Origin of the sequence: Brevundimonas sp. (assembly GCF_018608325.1) — a bacterium.
GTDB lineage: Bacteria > Pseudomonadota > Alphaproteobacteria > Caulobacterales > Caulobacteraceae > Brevundimonas.
Genome location: NZ_JABAZW010000087.1, coordinates 16,503 through 35,825, shown reverse-complemented (window position 1 = coordinate 35,825; position 19,323 = coordinate 16,503). Strand labels below are relative to the sequence as shown.

The following is a 19,323-nucleotide window of genomic DNA, read 5'->3' as shown; positions in this document are numbered from 1 at the left end:
GCCGCTGCCCGCCGCAAGGCCGGAGCTGAAGCGACTGGCGGCACAGTTCATTACGGATGACCGACCCGGCGACTGGGCGCAGGCGTTGATGGATCTGGGGGCGACGGTGTGTCGTCCCAAATCGCCGACCTGCGGCCTCTGTCCGCTGACCGATCAATGTCTGGGCTTTGCGGGCGGGACGCCGGAACTCTATCCGCTCAAGACGAAGAAGGCCGAGCGGCCGCATCGTCAGGGTGTGGCCTATGTGATGATCGACACTGAGGGGCGGGTGGCACTGGAGCGGCGACCGGACAAGGGGCTGTTGGGTGGGATGATGGGCCTGCCGACCAGCGACTGGGTCGTTGGGGCGGTGGAGGTGTCGCCGCCCATCGCCGCCGACTGGCGCGAGGCGGGGGCGGTGGAGCATGTCTTCACCCATTTCAGCCTGACCCTGACTGTGCGGACGGCGCGGGTGAAAGGCGGCGGCGAATACGAGTGGATGACGTTCGATACGGCGCGCGCCGCCTTGCCGACTGTTTTCGCCAAGGCGTTGGACCGGGCGGGCGAACCCACCCTGATCTGAGCAGGCCTCAGCGCAGGGTGCGCACCGACAGGCTGCCGCGTTTGTGCTTGGGAACGACCACGGCCCGTCCATCCACGTGGCGGAAGTTCAGATCGACCACAGCGTCCCCGATCTCAAGCCCGGTGATGTCCAGACGTTCAAGCCCGGACGGCAGGACCGGATCGGTCAGGTCGATGGTCCCGTCCCAGGCGTCGATCGACAGGCCCAGCGACGCCTGCAGCATCAGGAAGACCGACCCCGCCGCCCAGGCTTGCGGCAGGCAGGCGACCGGATAGGCGATGGGCGGCTCGCCCGGTTCACGCGGGAAGCCGCAGAACAGTTCGGGCAGGCGCAGGTGGAAGTGGGCGGCGGCGGCATAGATCTCGGCCAGGATTTCGGCGACGGCCGCGCGCTCGCCATAACCGGCCATGCCAGCGGCGGCCATGGCGGTGTCGTGAGGCCAGACCGAGCCGTTGTGATAGCTCATCGGATTGAACCGCGCCTGACCCAGCTCCAGCGTGCGGATGCCCCAGCCGGTGCGAAACTCGGCGGTCAGCAGACGTTTGGTGACGCGCCGCGCACGCTCGACCGACGGCAGGCCCGTGAACAGCAGGTGTCCGGCGTTGGAGGCGATGGCGCGGCACTGCTGGCCGTCACCGTCCAGGGCGATGGCGTAGAAGCCTTCGTCCTCCATCCAGAACTGTTCCTCGACCAACTGGCGGACCTGTTCGGCGCGGGCGCGCCATTCCTCGGTGCGGTCGTCGCTCAGCCGTTCTCCCAGATCGCCCAGCGCCTTCCAGGCGGCGAAGGCGTAGCCCTGAACCTCCAGCAGGGCGATGGGACCTTTGGGGAAATGGCCGTCGGCGTGGAAGATGGAGTCTTCTGAATCCTTCCAGCCCTGATTCGACAGGCCGGTGTCGGCGCCGCGCTGATAGTCGATCAGGCCGTCGCCATTGCTGTCGCCATAGTCGCGCATCCATTCAGACGCGGCGATCAGATTGGGCCACAGCCTGCGGATCAGATCCAGATCGCCGGTGCGGTTGGCGTAGGCCCCGGCCAGCGCCACGAACAGACAGGTGGTGTCGACGCCGCCGTAATAGAGGCCGAAGGGCACCTCGTGCAGGGCGCTCATCTCGCCGCCGCGCGTCTCGTGCATGATCTTGCCGGGCTGGCTGTCCTGATAGAGGGAGGTCTCGGTCGCCTGGCGGCTGGCCAGATAGGTCAGGACGCCCTTGGCCAGTGACGGGTCCAGCCACAGCATCTGCCAGGCGGCGATGATGCCGTCGCGCCCGAACGGGGTCGAGAACCAGGGGGTGCCCGCGTAAGGATAGGGGCCTGTCGGCAGGTCGGTGGTCAACAGCGCCATGTCCGCGCGCGATTGATCCAGCCAGTCATTGAAGCGGGGACTGCGGGGGCCGCGCACCGAGGCGCCGCGCCGACGCTTGGCCCGCATCGCGATCCGGGCATGGACAGCGTTGAGCCGCCAGCGTTGCGCGTCCGGCGCATCGCAAACGTCCAGGCCGCATTCGACATAAAGGTCCACGGTCTTGCCCTTGGGCAGGCTGAACATGAACTCGGCGTGCTGGCCGGTCAGGCGGGCAGGCGGCTCGGAGAAGGACAGACAGGCGTTACGCTCGACCTTGTCCAGGCCGGTGTAGCGGAAACCGACACGCCGTCCGTCGGTGGTGGGCGCATGGATGGTTCCACGCTTGGCGCGCGGTGTGCCGCGCACCTGAAAAATGTCAGCGAAATCGACGCCGAAATCAAAGGCCAGCGGCAGCAGGACATCCTCCATGCCGTGATTGACCATCTGGATGCGCTCGAACATCCGTTCGTCCCACAGGAAGCGGCGGCGCTCGATATGCAGCACGCCTGCGGGGGCCGACCGTCCGCCCATCGGGGGCAGGGGGCGGTTGGTCGAATGGCAGGAGAAGAAGACATTGTCCTGGCTGACGCCAGAGGACAGGCGCGACGGGCGGGCCTGTCCCACCGTCATGACCCAGCGCGACAGCACGCGTGTGTCATGGGCGAACAGACCGTCCGCCCCGCCCTTCATGTCGCCCCAACCGTCGGCGACCAGAAAGACATTGCCTTCCTTCAGGGCCATCAGTTGTTCGAGGCCTGAGGCCTCGACGGTTTCACCCGCCGTCATCTGGGTCGAATAGGCGTCGTCCATCCGGTCTCTCCGCCGCTATTGAGGCCTTGGCCGAGCGTTTCACCCAAATGCGGCGCTGACGGGCCGCTTGATGTTTCTAATGAAGCAGGCGGCCGAGGGTTCATCCTCGCCGCCTGATTTTCGGGCCTCACACGCGGGTGGTGAAGCTGCGCTCTTCTCTCAGCGGACGGATGGGGCGGACCACATCGGGCAGGGGCGGCTCGGCAAAGGGGCGCTGGGCCAGGAGGTCGCCGTAAACATCCAGATAGCCACGCGCCATGGCGGTGGAGGAGAAACGCAGGTCGAAGCGCGCGCGCACCGCCTCGCGATCCAGCAGGCGCGCCCGGTCCGTGGCCGCGACGGCCTGTTCCAACGTATCGACCAGGAAGCCCGTCTTGCCGTCCTCGATGATCTCGGACGTCGAGCCGCAGCGGAAAGCGATCACCGGCGTGCCGCAGGCCATGGCTTCGATCATCACCAGGCCAAAGGGCTCGGGCCAGTCGATGGGGAACAACAGGGCGTCAGCACCGCCCAGGAAGGCCGACTTCTGGTGGTCGCCGATCTCACCGATGAACTCGATCAGGGGATTGTCCTGTATCATCGGGCGGATCGTCTCCTCCCAATACAGCTTGTCGGCGGCGTCCACCTTGGCGGCGATCTTCAGACGGCGGCCCAGTTTGGTGGCGATCTCGATGGCGCGGTCCGGGCGTTTCTCGGGCGAGATGCGGCCAAGAAAGGCCAGATAGCCCTGCGACTTGGCGGAAAACTGATACTGTTCGGCGGGCATGCCGTGGTGAACGGTCGCCTTCCAGTTGGCGAAATGCAGCGGCTTTCTCTGATTGTCAGAGATGGAGACCAGACCGAACTCGCTCCAGCGGGCATAGACGCCGGGCAGATCCTTCATATCCAGGCGCCCGTGCAGGGTGGTGACTGTCTTGTTCGCCCAGGGCTGGAATACCGGGAAGTGGATCATGTCGGTGTGGAAGTGGATGACGTCGAAATCATCGACGCGGTCCAGCACCTCGCCCAGCATCGACATATGGGCGGCCAGGTCGGACTTCAGCGGGGCGGGGTCCAGACGTATCGCCTGATCACGAACCGAAATCAGGCGCGCACGGGTCTGGGCGTCGGCGCTGGCGAACAGGGTGACGTCATGGCCCAGGTCGACAAGGGCGTCGGTCAGGTGCGCGACGACGCGTTCGGTCCCTCCGTAAAGCTTTGGAGGGACAGCCTCGTACAGCGGCGTGACCTGGGCGATCTTCATGATGTGGTGCTCCGGCCCGCAGAGCGGGGCCGTTCACATCAACGGAATGCGGCCTGCGACGTTCCTCTGCATTCCGGTGAATTACGGGGGAGCACCTTCATTTTTTCTGTCGGGGCGCGGCGCCCTATTGCATCCCGGCGCGGATTTCGGCGCGCAGGGCGTCGATGGATTTCAGACCCTGATCGGTCTTGAAGCGCCAGTAGGTCCAACCGTTGCAGGCCGGGGCGTTCTCCATCAGGGCGCCCAGCTTGTGGATCGAGCCGGTCAGGTCGCCGTGGATCAGTGAGCCATCGGCGCGGACGCGGGCCTCGCGGTCGCCCTTGGGCGTGTAGAGACGGTCGCCGGGCTGCAGCAGGCCAGCCTCGACCAGGGCGCCGAACGGCACCTTGGGCTCGTCGCGCTTGGAGCCCATGACTTTCAGGTCTTCCAGGGCGGCGGGAATGACGGAGGCGATGCGTTTCTCAGCAACATCGGCATAGGTTTCGTCGCGCTCGATGCCGATGAAATGACGGCCCAGACGCTTGGCCGCGGCGCCCGTGGTGCCGGTGCCGAAGAAGGGGTCCAGGATCACGTCGCCGGGGCGGGTCGCCGACATCAGGACGCGGTGCAGCAGGGCCTCGGGCTTCTGTGTCGGGTGGGCCTTCTTGCCGTCGGCGTCCTTGATTCGCTCTTCGCCGGTGCACAGGGCGAAGGTCCAGTCCGAACGCATCTGGGTGTCTTCGTTGAAGGCCTTCAACGCATCATAGTTGAAGGTGTAACGCTTCTGATCGCGCGACTTGGCGGCCCAGATCAGGGTCTCGTGCGCGTTGGTGAAGCGGGTGCCCTTGAAGTTCGGCATCGGGTTGGACTTGCGCCAGATGATGTCGTTCAGCACCCAGAAGCCCAGATCCTGGATCGCGGAGCCCAGACGGAAGACGTTGTGATAGGAGCCGATCACCCAGATCGAGCCTTCCGGCTTCAGCACGCGGCGGCATTCGGCCAGCCAGGCGCGGGTGAAGGCGTCGTATTCGGCGAAGCTGCCGAACTTGTCCCAGTCGTCATCAACCGCATCGACCTTGGAATTGTCGGGACGCAGCAGGTCGCCACCCAGTTGCAGATTATAGGGCGGGTCGGCGAAGACCATGTCCACAGAGGCGTCGGGCAGGCTTTTCAGCACCTCGATGCAGTCGCCACGGTGGACGACGTCGGTCTTCAGATCGGACATGGAAAGGCGGCCCCGAAACAAACAGAACCATCATGGTGAATCCTTGTGGTTAAGGTCGGGTAACCAAGACCCACACGGCGGCGATTGCGCTGATTGCGTCCGGGTAGGGCAGGGGCCATAATCAGCACATGGAAATGGCGGTCAGACTCTTCTGATTGCGTCCGTGCGGGCCTGACGCCCCCGAGCGGCGCACCCTGTGTGACCCGGCCTCGCCCGGCACATGAAGGCTGCGCGCTTCATACCCTCTGATGAAAATCCTAGGCAGCCCGGCGCTGAACGGGTGCAGCCTACGCACGTAGAGACTTCCATGACTCAGGTTTTCGAAGGTCCATTCAAGGGCCGACTGCTGTCCGATCTGGTGACCAATCCCAACATCATCGTCGGGCGCTACAGCTATTACTCCGGCTGGTATCACGGTCACGGCTTTGACGATTGCGCCCGCTATTTGATGACTGAGCCGGGTGTGGACCGCTTGATAATCGGCGGCTTCTGCTCGATCGGCAGCGGGGCCGTCTTCATCATGGCCGGTAATCAGGGGCACCGGTACGACTGGGCCAGTTGCTTCCCCTTCTTCTATATGCCCGAGGTTTCGCATTTCGCGGGGGCGGTCGACGCCTTCCGACCGGCAAGCGACACTGTCATCGGCAACGACGTCTGGATCGGCAGCGAGGCGATCATCATGCCGGGCGTAAAGGTCGGCGACGGCGCCGTGATCGGCACGCGGGCGCTAGTGACGCGGGATGTGGAGCCTTACGCCATCGTCGGCGGCAATCCAGCAAAGGTCATCCGCAAGCGGTTCGACCATGACAGCATCGCCATGCTGCTAGAGATGAGGTGGTGGGATTGGGACGACACCCGATTGGGGGAGGCCATGCCCCTGCTGTGCAGCGGCGACATCGCGGCCCTGCACGCCTTCTGGCGCGAATGGGCTGAGTTCCCGGTGGTATAAATCCGCTCACACCGGCGAAGGCATGGTGCAAAACACTTGCTGTTTAAGCTATGGGGCGAAGATGATCGCACGTCTTCGCCCCGTCCCCTTCGACCTTGGTCCTGTCCATTTCGTCGGCATAGGCGGCATAGGCATGAGCGGCATCGCCGAGATCATGTTGAAGATCGGCTATTCGGTTCAGGGGTCTGACGCCAAGGCCAGCGCCAACACCGAGCGGCTGGAAAAGCTGGGTGCGAAAATCTTCATCGGCCATGACGCCGCCCATGTGGGCGAGGGCGTTTCGGCGGTGGTCTATTCCACGGCGGTCAAGGCGACCAACCCGGAGATGATGGCGGCGCGCGAGCGTCGGATTCCGTTGGTGCGGCGCGCGGAGATGCTGGCTGAACTGATGCGGCTGCAGTTCTCGGTGGCGGTTGGCGGCACGCACGGCAAGACGACGACGACCTCGATGGTCGCGGCCCTGTTGGATGCAGGTGGGCTCGATCCCACCATCGTCAATGGCGGCATCATCAACGCCTATGGCACGAATGCGAAGGTCGGCGACGGCGACTGGATCGTGGTCGAGGCGGATGAATCGGACGGCAGCTTCCTGCGCCTGAAGTCGACGGTGGCCATCGTCACCAACATCGACCCGGAACATCTGGACCACTACGGCGACTTCGAGGGGGTGCGGAAAGCCTTCGTCGATTTCGTCGAGAACATCCCCTTCTACGGTTTCGCCGCCGTCTGTCTGGATCACCCGGAGGTGCAGCGTCTGGTCGCCGCCATCGATAACCGGCGTCTGGTGACCTATGGCGTCAATCCGCAGGCCATGGTGCGGGCCGAGAACATCGACATGGGGCCGGACGGCTGCCGGTTCGACGTGGTGTTCCAGGGCGCGGGCGCCGAGGCCGACGAAACGCGGATCGAGGGGCTGCACCTGCCGATGGCCGGGGGGCACAACGTCGCCAATGCTCTGGCCGCCATCGCCGTGGCGCGTGAACTGGACGTGGCGGATGAGGCGATCAAGGCCGGTCTGGCCGGGTTCGGCGGGGTCAAGCGCCGCTTCACCACCACGGGCGTGGTCAATGGGGTGCGGATCGTCGACGACTATGGTCACCACCCTGTCGAGATCGCCGCTGTGCTGAAGGCCGCGCGGCAAGTGGCCCAGAACGCAGAGGGCAATGGCCGCGTCATCGCCGTGGTCCAGCCGCACCGCTACACCCGCCTGCGCGACCTGATGGAAGAGTTCTCCACCTGCTTCTCCGACGCGGATTCCGTGATCGTCGCCGACGTCTATCCGGCGGGCGAGGCGCCGCTCGAGGGCGTAGACAAACATGCGCTGGTCGAGGGCGCGCGTCGCTTTGGCCACCGCTCGGTCCAGCCGCTTGAAAGCGTCGAGGCTCTGGCAGTCGTAATCGCCGAGGAGGCCAAGCCGGGTGATCTGGTCGTGCTGCTGGGCGCAGGGGACATCACCGCCTGGGCCTATGCCTTGCCGGGGCAGCTTGAGGCGTTGAACGGCTGAGGGGACAAGTGCCGCCAACTCTCACGCCAGGAACCTGAGAATCCAGTTCCCCGCCACGAAGCTGAGGAAGCCGACACAGACGTAGGCGGTCAGGAAAGAAAACAGCCATTCCTGACGGTCCTGAAGGCGCAGGATTTCCTCAGCGTCTGTGCTGCCCGCCCTGATCAGCTTCTGGTCCGCGTCGAGGAAGGGGAAGATCAGCGCAAGCGTGATCGCCATCGGCAAGTAGATGATGACCAGGGTCGCCAGGGTGGAGAAGGAACTGCGCCCCGCACTGTATCGCGCCAGAAAGGCGTTCAACGCCTCCTGATGGCCGATCGGCACATAGATGGCGAGCAGCGACACAATCCCGATCAGATAGAAGATCGCATAGAGGGCGATCTGGCGGCGGGTCTTGCGGGTGCGCGGCGGGGGCGGCGTCGGGTCGGCGCCGACGACCGGCATCTTGTCGCCGATTTGCATTTCGCCCGACGCCAGTTTGCGGCGGATGTTCCAGAAGTAGCGATAGAAGGCGCGGTGCAGGATCGGCAGGCCGACGAACGCCAGCACGATGGCGAGCAGGAAGTTCAGAACCGCTTCCGCTGTTATGGACGCTGTCCCGTACAGGGACGCGAGGACAGAAAGGCCGATCCAGGCCAGAAGCAGCACGGCCGTCAGCCCCATGCTGAGCGCGATGATCTTGAGTGCGGAAAGGGGCTTCATACGGCGTCTGTAGGCGACGAAGCGTCGTGCAGGCCAGCGCGCATGACGCGGCCTCTTTGATTTCCGCCCCGGCGCCGCTATCGGAGCAGGCATGACCTGGCGTGATGATCTCCCTTCCGTGCGTGGCAAGCTGTTGCGCGATGAGCCTCTGGCGCCCTTCACCTGGTTCCGTGTGGGCGGGACGGCGGAACTGCTGTTCATTCCGGCGGATGCGGATGATCTGGCCGACTTCCTGAAGGGGCTGGACGTTTCGGTTCCTGTGACCGTGCTGGGCGTCGGGTCGAACGTCATCGTGCGCGATGGCGGGGTCGAGGGCGTGGTGATCCGTCTGGCCGGGCGTCCGTTCGCGGGCGTGACGGCGGAAAGCGACACGATCACGGCGGGTGCGGGCGCGCTGGATTCCATGGTGGCCCGGGCCTCTGCCAAGGCGGGACTGGCGGGACTGGAGTTCTATGCCGGGATACCCGGAACCATCGGCGGCGCCCTGACCATGAACGCGGGCTGTTACGGCGCTGAGACCAAGGATGTGCTGGTGTCGGCCTGGGGGCTGACGCGGGCGGGCGAGCGGGTTGAATATGCGCTGGCCGACTTCGGCTACACCTACCGCCATTCCGAAGCGCCCGCCGACATCATCTGGATCGAGGCCGTCTATCGCGGCACGCCCGATGCGCCCGACGCCGTCTCGGCCCGGATCAGCGAGATCACCAGCCGTCGCGAAACCACCCAGCCGATCCGTGAAAAGACCGGCGGCTCCACCTTCAAGAACCCCCCCGGCCATTCGTCGTGGAAACTGGTCGATGAGGCGGGCTGGCGCGGCAAGCTTCATGCTGAAACGGGGGGCGGCGCCATGTTCAGTGATCTGCACTCCAACTTCATGATCAACCCCGGTGAAGCCACCGCCGCCGACATCGAAGGTCTGGGCGAAGCCGTCCGCGCCGATGTGCTGCTGAAGACCGGCGTGCGGCTGGATTGGGAGATCAAACGCATCGGCCGGTTGATCTGAGGTCACCGAACAGGCGTCGCAATCCACGTTTTCAGAGCGTGAATTTGAGCGACGGCGGATAAGGTTGATGACCTGTTAAGGACATTTGATGCATCGGTTCCTGCTGGAGCCACGCATGAACCGTCCTTTCCAAGATCTCCATGTCGCCGTCCTGATGGGCGGTCTTTCCGCCGAGCGCGAGGTGTCGCTGTCGTCGGGCGAGCAGTGCGCGCAGGCGCTGGAGCGGCAGGGCGTGCGCGTCAGCCGCGTGGACGCAGGCCGCGACCTGGCCAATGTGCTGTCCGGCCTGATCAAGCCCGATGTGGTGCTGAACTGCCTGCACGGCGCCTGGGGCGAAGACGGATGCGTCCAGGGCGTTCTGGAGACGCTGAGGATTCCCTACACCCATTCCGGCGTTCTGGCCTCGGCCCTGGCGATGGACAAGGACAAGTCCAAGGCTGTTCTGCGGGCGGCGGGCGTCAAGGTGCCGGGCGGCGGTCTGTTTGATCGCCATGAGGTCGCCAGCCGCCACGTCATCGACCCGCCCTATGTCATCAAGCCCAATGCCGAAGGGTCTTCCGTCGGCGTCTTCCTGGTGCCCGAGGGCGCCAACCGGCCGCAGGCCGAGGTCGGCGCGCCCGACTGGGCCTATGGCGAACAGGTGATGGTCGAGCCCTATATTGCGGGCAAGGAACTGTGCGTCACCGTGATCGGCGAGACGGCCGGACCGCGCGCCCTGACTGTGACCGACATCACCCCGACCAAGGGCTTCTATGATTATGAAGCCAAGTACGCGCCGGGCGGCTCGGTCCATGTTCTGCCTGCGGTTCTGCCCGCCCATGTGTTCGAGGCGGCGCTGCGTCAGGCGGAACTGGCCCATACAGCGATGGGTTGCCGAGGCGTATCCCGGTCCGACTTCCGTTATGACGATGTTAAGGACGATCTCGTTCTACTGGAGGTCAACACTCAACCCGGCATGACCCCGACCTCGCTCGCGCCTGAGCAGGCCGCCTATTGCGGGATGAGTTACGAAGACCTGGTTCGGTGGATGGTGGAGGACGCCTCATGCCCGCGGTAGTTCGCGGCGGTCGGCGACAGAATTCCCAAGGCTCCAAAGGCGGCGCAGGCTCCGGCGGGGGCGGGCGTTCGCGCGGCGGCGCCCAGAATGCGTCCCCCATCCCCGGCAAGATGGCCGCCATCGGCCGGATCGACGTCTCCCCCCGCACCATGATCATTGCTCTGGCGGGCGGCGCGGTTCTGCTGGGCGCGGTGCTGGCGACGGGTGCGCGGGCCGAACGGATCGGCGCATCCTTTTCGCATGGCATCGACAGTCTGACCGCCAGCATGGGCCTGACGCTGAACCGGGTGCATATCACTGGCGCGACGGCCGAGGCCGAGCCGGATATCCGCCGCGCGCTGGACCTGCACGCCGGACAGCCGATCACCAGTCTGAATCTGGATGCGATCCGTGATCGCGTGCAGGCGGTGGGCTGGGTCAAGGAGGCGCGGATCGTGCGTCTGCTGCCTGACACTCTGATCGTCGAGATCAAGGAACATGACCGTCTGGCCGTCTGGCAGGAGGCGGGGCAGATCAAGGTGATCGACTCGCGTGGTCAGGTGATCACAGGCGCCGACGCACGCCGCTATCCGAACCTGCCGCTGGTGGTGGGCAAGGGAGCCGATGTGGCCGCGGGGGACATCCTGCCGCTGCTGAACCAGCGCCCGCGTCTGATGGGGCGAATCGATGCTCTGGTCCGCGTAGACGAACGCCGCTGGGACCTGCGGCTCAAGGATGGCAGCCTGATCCAACTGCCCGCCACTGAACAGGAGGCGGCCCTGATCCGCCTCGATGCGCTGGATCAGCGCGAACGCCTGCTCGACCTGGGCTTCGCCCGCGTCGATTTGAGAACCCCCGACGAGGTCGCTGTGCGACCCGCCGGCGCCTGAGACGAGACTGGGATGAAGACGACGATGGCGGGCAAGCAGGGCGGCAAGGGCGGCAAAGGTGGTGATCGCGGGGCGTCTCTGGACCCACGCGCCGGACGCGCGCCCGTGGTGGCGGCGCTGGATCTGGGCCACTCCAAGGTGTCCTGCTTCATCATGAAGCCCGACGGCGTACGCCATGCCGACCGCACCATCCGTGTCGCGGGCGCCAGTCATGTTCAGTCCCGTGGCATCAGGGGCGGGGCCATCATCAATATGGACGAGGCCGCGCAGGCCATCGGCCACGCCGTCGAACGTGCTGAACGCGCGGCGCAAAGCCCTGTGTCCGGCGTCGTCGTCACGACCGCCATCGGCCAGATGGCCAGCCACCGGGTGCAGGCCCGCGTTTCTCTGGGCGCCAATCCGGTCGGAGACGCTGATCTGGCGCGCGCCATCGGCATGGCCCTGGCGCAGATTCGCTTGCCCAATCGCCGTCCGATCCATGTCCTGCCGATCGGCTGGTCCGTGGATGGTGCGCGTGGGGTGCATGATCCGCGCTCGATGCGGGGCGGTTCATTGGGGCTGGACCTGCTGGTCGTATCGATGGCCGAGAATGTCTTCACGACCCTGAGCCACTGTCTTGAGCTGGCGCATCTGGACCTTCAGGGCGTCGCCGCCGCGCCGGTGGTTTCCTCTCTGGCTGCGCTGGAAGAGGATGAGATGGATCTGGGCGCCGTCTGCATCGACATGGGCGGCGGATCGACCAGCGCCGCCGTCTGGGGCGGGCGCTCTCTGCTGCATATCGAAAGCCTGAATGTCGGCGGCGATCATGTCACCTCTGACATCGCGCGCGGCCTGTCGACGTCCAAGGTCGGCGCTGAACGCCTGAAGACCCTGCATGGATCAGCCATGGCCAGCGCCAATGAAGACCGTGAAATGCTGGAGGCCCCGCCGCGTGGCGAAGACGCTTCCGCCGGTCCCGTCATCGTCCCACGCGCCATGCTGAAGACCGTGATCGCCCCGCGCGTCGAGGAAACCCTCGAACTGCTGCGTGACCGGCTGAAGGCTGCGGGCGTCGGCCTGGAACCGGGCGCGGGTCTGGTCCTGACCGGCGGCGCGAGCCAACTGAACGGCGTACGTGAACTGGCTGTCCGTGTGTTCGACCGCCCTGTCCGTCTGGGCAAGCCGCAGCGCGCCCCCCACCTGGCCGACGCAGCCTCCGGCCCCGCCTTCTGCGCCACCGCTGGCGTCCTGCTCCGTGCCGCCTACGGCCCCCGCGAAGCCGTCTCCGCCCGCAAACTGATGGCCCGCCAGATCACCGCCGCCGACGCCCCGCGGGTCCACCGTGGCAATGTCGTGGGACGTGTCGCGGGCTGGCTGCGGGATAATCTTTGACTTAACCGTCAAGCGGCAAAGAAAAAGGCCCGCCGAAAGGCGGGCCTTTTGTATTTCGGAAGATGGAGATCAGAGACCCGAACCGCCGCATCCGGTGCGAAGATAGTCATCAATATAGCCAAGCTGCTCAGCCATGATGGCGCGCGTCCAAGCTGGGCCGTGAGCATAGTCTTTGATCAGATGGTACTGAACATCTTGGCTGCTGCCGCGTGCGCGGCCGACGAACAGATCCGAATGATCTTGGGTGACGGTGCGATCGCGGTCACCTGTGAAGACCATCATCGGAATCTGAATCTGATTTGCACGAGTGATGGGGTTCAAGCCGTTGACCGTGTCGCGCTGGGCTTCACGTGTATAGGGGTTCTGGAACATGCTGGACCGGATTTTCGTCAGGTCAGACACGCCAGCACCGGCGATAGCGCACTTGTAAATGCCTTCCGGGCGGATGCCTGCAACCATGGCTGCATAACCGCCATAGGAGAAGCCGAACATGGCGATACGGCCCTGCTGAGCGACACCTTGGTCAATCAGCCATTTGGCGCCGTCATCCTTGTCGTCCTGCATCTTCTGGCCCCACTCATTGTCGCCGGCCATCCAGAGGCGTTTGCCCCAACCGTCTGAGCCCTGATATTGAGGTTGAAGCACAGCATAGCCGCGCGACGTCAGCATCGCGCGCCATGACGAATAGTCCCAGGTCATCTCGTCACGTGCCCAGGGGCCGCCGTGGGGCATGATGACCGTCGGGTAGGGGCCGGGGCCAAAAATCTCTGCAGGCGGTTTGCTGAGGAAGCCAGGAATGTCGAGACCGTCGCGCGCCTTGTAGTAGACGAGTTCGGTCTTGCCGATTGTGGCGGGATTGATCTGCGGGTTGGGTTGACCCAGGGGCGTTAATTGGCCGTTGCGGAAGATATAATACGCGCCGGGGTCATTGGACGCGCCAGCCCAGACCACGACCGTGCTCCAATCCTGCGATGCAGCCGTTACATTCATATAGCGGTCAGTCGGATATGAGATGGTCCGGGTCACGCCTGTCGCCGGATCGGTGGCGCGAAGGGGATGGTTTTCCACATTCAACGCCTGACTGAGGCCCGTAACTAGGCTCTCGTATCCCGGTGCAATAGGAAAATCAGTCTCGCGGGGGCCGTTGTAGGTGAACGACCGGACTTCGCCAAAATGAGGGCCTCGAATACGGTTGATATCCATGCCCGTCGCTTCGAAGAGGGGGTGTTCGAATACCGCTTCACCAAGTGTTTTGGATGCTATGTTATATTCAAAAACGGCCGCTTTATCGCGCCCGCGATTTGAAATTACGTAAGCGATATTTGGGTCTGTGCTAAAACCTGTAACGGAAAATACTTCTCTGTTCTTGACGTGGCTGCGGAAATGTTCCTCCCAGCCACCTGAGGCGTTCCGAAATTGAGTGGCGATAAAGAAGCCGTTGGCATCACGGTCAGCAATCACTCGGACGCGCAGTTCACCGTTCAGGTCCGTCGAGTAACCAACAACGCGTTCACTGGAGCGTTGAATTCGTTCTGATCGGTTGCTGCGGACATTTAGGCGAAGAACGTCACCATTAATCTCGATCAGTATGTTGTCCGGATCATTAGGTAGAGAATCTAGAACGTTCGGGCTTTGAGTTTTTAAGAATTCTGCTTCGTCACTGGATCTTGGGCGGAACGAGTTGATTGGGTCGCGCCAGTTACGTCCTTGCAGGTCGGTAAGCATGAACTTGCCGAGGAAGGTTTTAATTGTCGTGCCCGCGCTGGCGTCATACGGCTGCCATAGCGAAACGCCCAGGACGTCATTCTTGACGAAACTGACGCCCTGCAACTTCATTTGCGAAGAGCCGATGACGGTTGGTTCTCGATCCAGATGTTCTGCATCCCAGACGAGAATGACGCGGTCTTCTCCGCGTGCCTGCAAGGCAGCAATGTGCTTGCCGTCAGGCGAAACGGTGAAGCTTGACATCAGCGGGAAGGCCGCAAACTGCTCAATGGTCGGCGCTGCCGGATGCGTTGTCGATGCGGGCGTAGACTGTGCGAATGCGACGCCTGCCATCGGGGCTAAAAACAGCACTGCGCTGAGGGCGGTGGATGATAGAAATTTCATAATGAAAGCGGCTCCCCACGTCGGACCAAGTTGGACCGGATTTGATCGGACACAATGAACCAAAACCCATCAACCTCGGCAAGCGGCAGTATTGCTAGGCTTCTTGGGGTAACTGCGAAATTTGAGTTCGGCGCGATTGTCCCCGAGTTTCTTCGCTGAAGCTTGCAATAAAGACCTTTCGTTCCGTCCGACTCATATTATCGCCGTAACCTTCTCTTAACCCTCATGGGCGCAATCCTTAACGCGCTCATAACCAATGTGATTCGGCGGGGTAGTCGCATTGGCGTGCAGGGGCAGGGTCGCAAGGTCGGAAAACAGATATGTCGCTTTCATTGGTCAAGCCGCAGAACACTGAACTGAAGCCCCGCATCGTCGTGTTCGGCGTCGGCGGCGCCGGCGGGAACGCCGTGAACAACATGATCGACGCCGGTCTTGAAGGGGTCGAGTTCGTCGTTGCGAACACTGACGCCCAGCACCTGTCGTTCGCCAAGACCGACCGCCGCATTCAACTGGGCGAGACCATCACCCAAGGTCTGGGCGCGGGCGCCCATCCTGAAGTCGGCATGAACGCCGCTGAGGAATCGGCCGACGAAATTCATGCGCACCTGGAAGGCGCGCATATGGTCTTCATCACCTGCGGCATGGGCGGCGGCACCGGCACCGGCGCGGCGCCCGTCATCGCCAAGTGCGCGCGCGATCGCGGCATCCTGACGGTCGGCGTCGTGACCAAGCCCTTCACCTTCGAAGGCCGTCACCGCATGCGTCTGGCGGACTCGGGCGTTGCTGAGCTGCAGCGCTATGTCGACACACTGATCGTCATTCCGAACCAGAACCTGTTCCGTGTCGCCAATGAGCGCACGACCTTCGCCGACGCCTTCGGCATGGCCGATCAGGTGCTGCATTCGGGCGTGCGCTCGATCACCGATCTGATGATCCTGCCGGGCCTGATCAACCTGGACTTCGCCGACGTCCGCGCCGTCATGTCCGAAATGGGCAAGGCGATGATGGGCACGGGCGAAGCCACGGGCGACGACCGCGCCCTGCTGGCGGCCCAGAACGCCATCGCCAACCCGCTGCTGGACGAAACCTCGCTGAAGGGCGCCAAGGCTGTGCTGGTGAACATCACCGGCGGTCTGGACATGACCCTGCTGGAAGTCGACGAAGCCGCCAACGCCATCTCGGCCGAGGTGGACGGCGACGCCAACATCATCTTCGGGGCCGCCTTCGATCCTGCGCTGGAAGGCAAGATCCGCGTCTCGGTTGTCGCGACAGGCATGGACGAGGGCGAGATCAAGCGCGTTGATCCTGTCGCGCCGTCGGCCCCTCTGGCCAGCCACGAAGCGCGCCGTTCGGCCGGCGGTCTGTACGGCACGCAGGCGCCGCGCGCGCCTGAGCCGACCCGCGACGTCTATCGTGAACCGACCCGGGCCGAGGCGCCGCGCGCGCCTGAGCCCCGCATCGAGGCTGCTCCGGTCGTTCCGACCTTCATGGCTCCGCCTGCCCGTGAGGCGGAACCCCGCCCTGAGCCGGTGATTCGTGTCGCCGAGGCGCCGCGTAATCTGGAGCCGATCGTCGATCCTTGGGTCGAGGAATATGAGACCCGCGCTCCGGCGGCTCGCGCACCGGAACCGCAGCCTGATCTCTATTCGCGCGCGCCGCAGCAACCGGCCATCGAAGATGATTACGATGATCGTGATCACCGTCGCAGCGGCTGGAGCCTGTTCGGTCGCGGCAAGCGCACCCAACCGCAGCCTGAACCGACCTATGGCCGCAGCTCGCCGCAGATGCGCCAGACCAGCCAGCCCTCGCATCACCCCGAGCAGGAAACGGGTCAGGCTGACGACGACCTGGAGATTCCCTCATTTCTCCGCCGACTGGCCAACTAGGCGTTAAGCCCTGACACAATGAACGCCCCGGAGCCCGCGCTCCGGGGCGTTCTGCCTTTAGGGGGCTGTTTCGTATCGAAACAATCCGAAACCCGACTTTCATTTCGGGCTTGCAGCTCTGCCGCTACATGGAGCGCAGGTCGCAATCCGCACGCAGCGGTGCGCGCAGTTAAGAAGCGAGTTCGAGTTTGTCGTTCAGGCAAGATCACCACGAACGCACCATCGTCGCACCGGCCATCATCGCCGGCGTGGGGGTGCACACCGGTCGCCGGGTGCGGCTGGCGGTTCGTCCTGCGCCCACGGGCACGGGCATCGTCTTCGTGCGCACCGACATCACCGACCGCGACAACCGTATCCCCGTTTCGGGCGAGGCCGTCGTTGACGCGCGCCTGAACACCATGATCGAGAACGCAGCGGGCGTTCAACTGTCGACCATCGAACATCTGATGGCGGCCTTCTGTGCACTGGGCGTTTCGAACGCCATCGTCGAGGTGGATGGACCTGAGCTGCCGATCCTGGATGGTTCGGCGCTGGAGTTCGTCAAACTGCTGGACCGCGCGGGTTTCCGTCCGCAGCCGCAGCCGCAACGCTACATCGAAATTCTCGAGACGGTTCACGTCACCGAGGGCGACAAGCACGCCGCCCTGATGTCGTGCGACCGCTATGAAATGCGGTTCGAGATCGACTTCCCGTCGGCGGCGATCGGCAATCAGGTCATCGACTTCGTTGTGGACGAGCCGACGTTCCGCAACGAGATCATGGCCTGCCGCACCTTCGGTTTCGCCCATGAGGTCGAGGCCCTGCGTCAGGCCGGTCTGGCGCGCGGCGGTTCGCTGGAGAACGCCGTGGTCATCGACGGCGACGAAATCCTGAATCCCGGCGGCCTGCGCATGGAACGAGAGTTCGTGCGCCATAAGGCGCTGGACGCCATCGGCGACCTGTATGTGCTGGGCGCGCCGATCCTGGGTCGTTACGAAGGCTACAAGGCGGGCCACGCCGTTAACAACAAGCTGGTCCGCGCCCTGCTGGCCGCCCCCCATGCCTGGCGCGTCGTCACACGCGTGCCGGAGTTGGCCGAGGCAGGCTGAGCCACTGACGGGCTCAATTTTGTCTGCGCTGAATTCGGTCGGGCTCTGATTGCGCAGTGCTTCCGGAAGGAGACCGCGATCAAATTAGGGATGGCTTCATTGTGGCTGTTTTATCAATTTCCTGGTTCATTTTCTTAACGGTCGGTGGATCTATTCTTTCGACTGATGCAAGGCTGTGATGATTTCAGCGTGGCGCTTACGGTCGATCCGGTAGGTGATGAAGGTCAGGATGGCGCCCAGCGACAGGAGGCCTGCGCCCGGACCGTAGGCCAGGCCTAGCAGGTTGATGGTCTGTTGCGGCAGGTCGATGGACAGACCGCCTTCCTTCACCAGATCGGCGGGGAAGGCCATCATCTGGAGGGCGAGGCCTGCGACCAGCGTGCCGATGGCCGAGGCGGCCTTGTTCGAGAAGGCCCAGCCCGCAAAATACAGGCCTTCGCGGCGCGATCCGAACAGGAACTCATGCTCGTCAGCCGCGTCAGCCAGAGCCGAGGCGGTGGCGATCCCGGCTGCACCCAGCATGGCGCCGCCCACCAGACTGGCGCCCGTCAAAATCCAGGCCAGAACATCGCCCTCGAACGGGAACAGGCCTGCAAGGCGCAGCAGGACGGGCACCGTCTCGATGACCATCAGGGCGCCGACACCGCCCATCAGGACGGTGCGCTTCTCCAACCGCGACAGGATCGGTCCGGCTAGGGGCGCGGCCAGCAGCAGACCGCCCAGCATGGCCATGGTGATCAGTTGCATCTGGCCGCTGGTCAGCCGCCAGAAGAAGGTGTTCGCGTGCAGGCCTAGTATGGTGTTCAGGCCGAAGCCAATAAAGAACAGGGCACCGCCGAAGAACAGTATGCGGAACGAGGCGCTGCTGAACACTTGGGCGATGTCGCCGATGAAGGAGCGGATCGAGACGGGTTCACTTTGGGGTTCATGTTCGCGGCCGCGGGTGGCGTAGGCGGTGCGCGAGGCGATCAGGCCGCCGATCAGGATGAACCCCGACAGGGTCATGGCGAACAACGGGTATTGGTCGCGGACGGTCAGGCCGGTCGGGCCTGAGAAGAAGACGCCGAAGCCCAGAGCTACCCCCAACAGGCCGCCGATCATGAAGAAGGCCCAGCGCATGGCCATGATGGTCGAACGTTCCGCATAGTTGTCGGTTAGTTCAGCGCCCAGCGCCTGATGGGGCAGCAGGAAGGCGGCGACCGAGATACGCAGGCTGATTGACAGCGTGGTCAGCCATAGGAACAGCAGCGTCGTGTTTAGCTCTGACGGCAGGGAGAAGATCAGGGTGAAAGACAAGGCCACGATCGGCACGGCGCAAAGCATGAAGGGTAGGCGCCGTCCCCATTTCGAGCGTAGACGGTCGGACGACGATCCGATCAGGGGATCGGCGACGGCGTCCACCACGAGACCCGCCGCAATGGCCGCGCCCGCCAGCGCTGCAGGCAGGCCGCACACACTGGTCACATAGAACAGCAGGAAGATGTTCAGCGGATGCAGGGACGTTCCGTCGACCAGGGCGCCGGCGGCGTAGCCCAGCTTTTGACGCAGGGGCACGGGCGCGGATCGCGCGGCGGCCTGCGAGGCGGCAGTGACCTGAGGTTCGGACATCGGATCCGGCATG

15 protein-coding genes are annotated in these 19,323 nt (G+C 64.1%); 9 read left to right on the top strand and 6 right to left on the bottom strand.

Annotated features, from left to right (window positions below; translation table 11 throughout):
* Positions 1 to 562 (top strand): NUDIX domain-containing protein (locus QZ281_RS08875; protein ID WP_292227317.1); only part of this gene is annotated, 562 nt, incomplete at its 5' end.
* A gap of 7 nt (positions 563 to 569) precedes the next feature.
* Here the strand turns inward: QZ281_RS08875 and QZ281_RS08870 are convergent.
* From QZ281_RS08870 to QZ281_RS08860, 3 genes are all read right to left on the bottom strand, one after another.
* Entirely contained in the window at positions 570 to 2,717 is a 2,148-nt protein-coding gene (locus QZ281_RS08870) for an amylo-alpha-1,6-glucosidase (protein ID WP_292227315.1), read from the bottom strand.
* 127 nt (positions 2,718 to 2,844) lie between these two features.
* The gene (locus tag QZ281_RS08865; protein WP_292227313.1) at positions 2,845 to 3,960 is read right to left on the bottom strand and encodes a glycosyltransferase family 4 protein; all 1,116 of its coding nucleotides are present in this window, start codon (positions 3,958 to 3,960) and stop codon (positions 2,845 to 2,847) included.
* 124 nt (positions 3,961 to 4,084) lie between these two features.
* Positions 4,085 to 5,164 (bottom strand): site-specific DNA-methyltransferase, encoded by a 1,080-nt coding sequence (locus QZ281_RS08860; RefSeq protein WP_292227311.1) that lies wholly within the window; start codon positions 5,162 to 5,164, stop codon positions 4,085 to 4,087.
* A 307-nt stretch (positions 5,165 to 5,471) separates the two neighbouring features.
* Here QZ281_RS08860 and catB point away from each other — a divergent pair, with 307 nt between their 5' ends.
* Both catB and murC read left to right on the top strand, forming a co-directional pair.
* Positions 5,472 to 6,113 (top strand): type B chloramphenicol O-acetyltransferase, encoded by a 642-nt coding sequence (catB, locus tag QZ281_RS08855; RefSeq protein WP_292227309.1) that lies wholly within the window; start codon positions 5,472 to 5,474, stop codon positions 6,111 to 6,113.
* Between the two features lie 61 nt (positions 6,114 to 6,174).
* Positions 6,175 to 7,617: a UDP-N-acetylmuramate--L-alanine ligase gene (gene murC, locus QZ281_RS08850; RefSeq protein WP_292227307.1), complete on the top strand. Its 1,443-nt coding sequence runs from the start codon at positions 6,175 to 6,177 to the stop codon at positions 7,615 to 7,617.
* Between the two features lie 21 nt (positions 7,618 to 7,638).
* Here murC and QZ281_RS08845 read toward each other — a convergent pair whose 3' ends face one another.
* A complete protein-coding gene (locus QZ281_RS08845; protein ID WP_292227305.1) occupies positions 7,639 to 8,319 on the bottom strand; it encodes a hypothetical protein in 681 nt (226 codons plus the stop codon).
* 91 nt (positions 8,320 to 8,410) lie between these two features.
* Between QZ281_RS08845 and murB the strand changes: the two genes are divergently transcribed.
* The 4 genes from murB to ftsA all read left to right on the top strand — a co-directional run bounded on the left by murB (position 8,411) and on the right by ftsA (position 12,619).
* Positions 8,411 to 9,322: a UDP-N-acetylmuramate dehydrogenase gene (gene murB, locus QZ281_RS08840; RefSeq protein WP_292227302.1), complete on the top strand. Its 912-nt coding sequence runs from the start codon at positions 8,411 to 8,413 to the stop codon at positions 9,320 to 9,322.
* A gap of 115 nt (positions 9,323 to 9,437) precedes the next feature.
* Positions 9,438 to 10,379: a D-alanine--D-alanine ligase gene (locus tag QZ281_RS08835; protein WP_292227301.1), complete on the top strand. Its 942-nt coding sequence runs from the start codon at positions 9,438 to 9,440 to the stop codon at positions 10,377 to 10,379.
* Positions 10,367 to 11,248 carry a cell division protein FtsQ/DivIB gene (locus QZ281_RS08830; RefSeq protein ID WP_292227299.1) on the top strand — a complete coding sequence of 294 codons (882 nt, stop codon included), beginning with the start codon at positions 10,367 to 10,369 and terminating at the stop codon, positions 11,246 to 11,248. The genes QZ281_RS08835 and QZ281_RS08830 overlap by 13 nt, the downstream gene beginning before the upstream one ends.
* A gap of 78 nt (positions 11,249 to 11,326) precedes the next feature.
* Positions 11,327 to 12,619, top strand: coding sequence for a cell division protein FtsA (gene ftsA / locus QZ281_RS08825; RefSeq protein WP_292227319.1), 1,293 nt, complete (start codon positions 11,327 to 11,329; stop codon positions 12,617 to 12,619).
* A gap of 69 nt (positions 12,620 to 12,688) precedes the next feature.
* Here ftsA and QZ281_RS08820 read toward each other — a convergent pair whose 3' ends face one another.
* Entirely contained in the window at positions 12,689 to 14,728 is a 2,040-nt protein-coding gene (locus QZ281_RS08820) for a prolyl oligopeptidase family serine peptidase (protein WP_292227296.1), read from the bottom strand.
* A gap of 320 nt (positions 14,729 to 15,048) precedes the next feature.
* Between QZ281_RS08820 and ftsZ the strand changes: the two genes are divergently transcribed.
* Positions 15,049 to 16,614, top strand: coding sequence for a cell division protein FtsZ (ftsZ, locus tag QZ281_RS08815; RefSeq protein ID WP_292227295.1), 1,566 nt, complete (start codon positions 15,049 to 15,051; stop codon positions 16,612 to 16,614).
* A gap of 188 nt (positions 16,615 to 16,802) precedes the next feature.
* Positions 16,803 to 17,702 (top strand): UDP-3-O-acyl-N-acetylglucosamine deacetylase, encoded by a 900-nt coding sequence (gene lpxC, locus QZ281_RS08810; RefSeq protein WP_292227293.1) that lies wholly within the window; start codon positions 16,803 to 16,805, stop codon positions 17,700 to 17,702.
* A gap of 150 nt (positions 17,703 to 17,852) precedes the next feature.
* Here lpxC and QZ281_RS08805 read toward each other — a convergent pair whose 3' ends face one another.
* Positions 17,853 to 19,322 (bottom strand): MFS transporter, encoded by a 1,470-nt coding sequence (locus QZ281_RS08805; protein WP_292227290.1) that lies wholly within the window; start codon positions 19,320 to 19,322, stop codon positions 17,853 to 17,855.
* Position 19,323 lies beyond the last annotated feature (1 nt).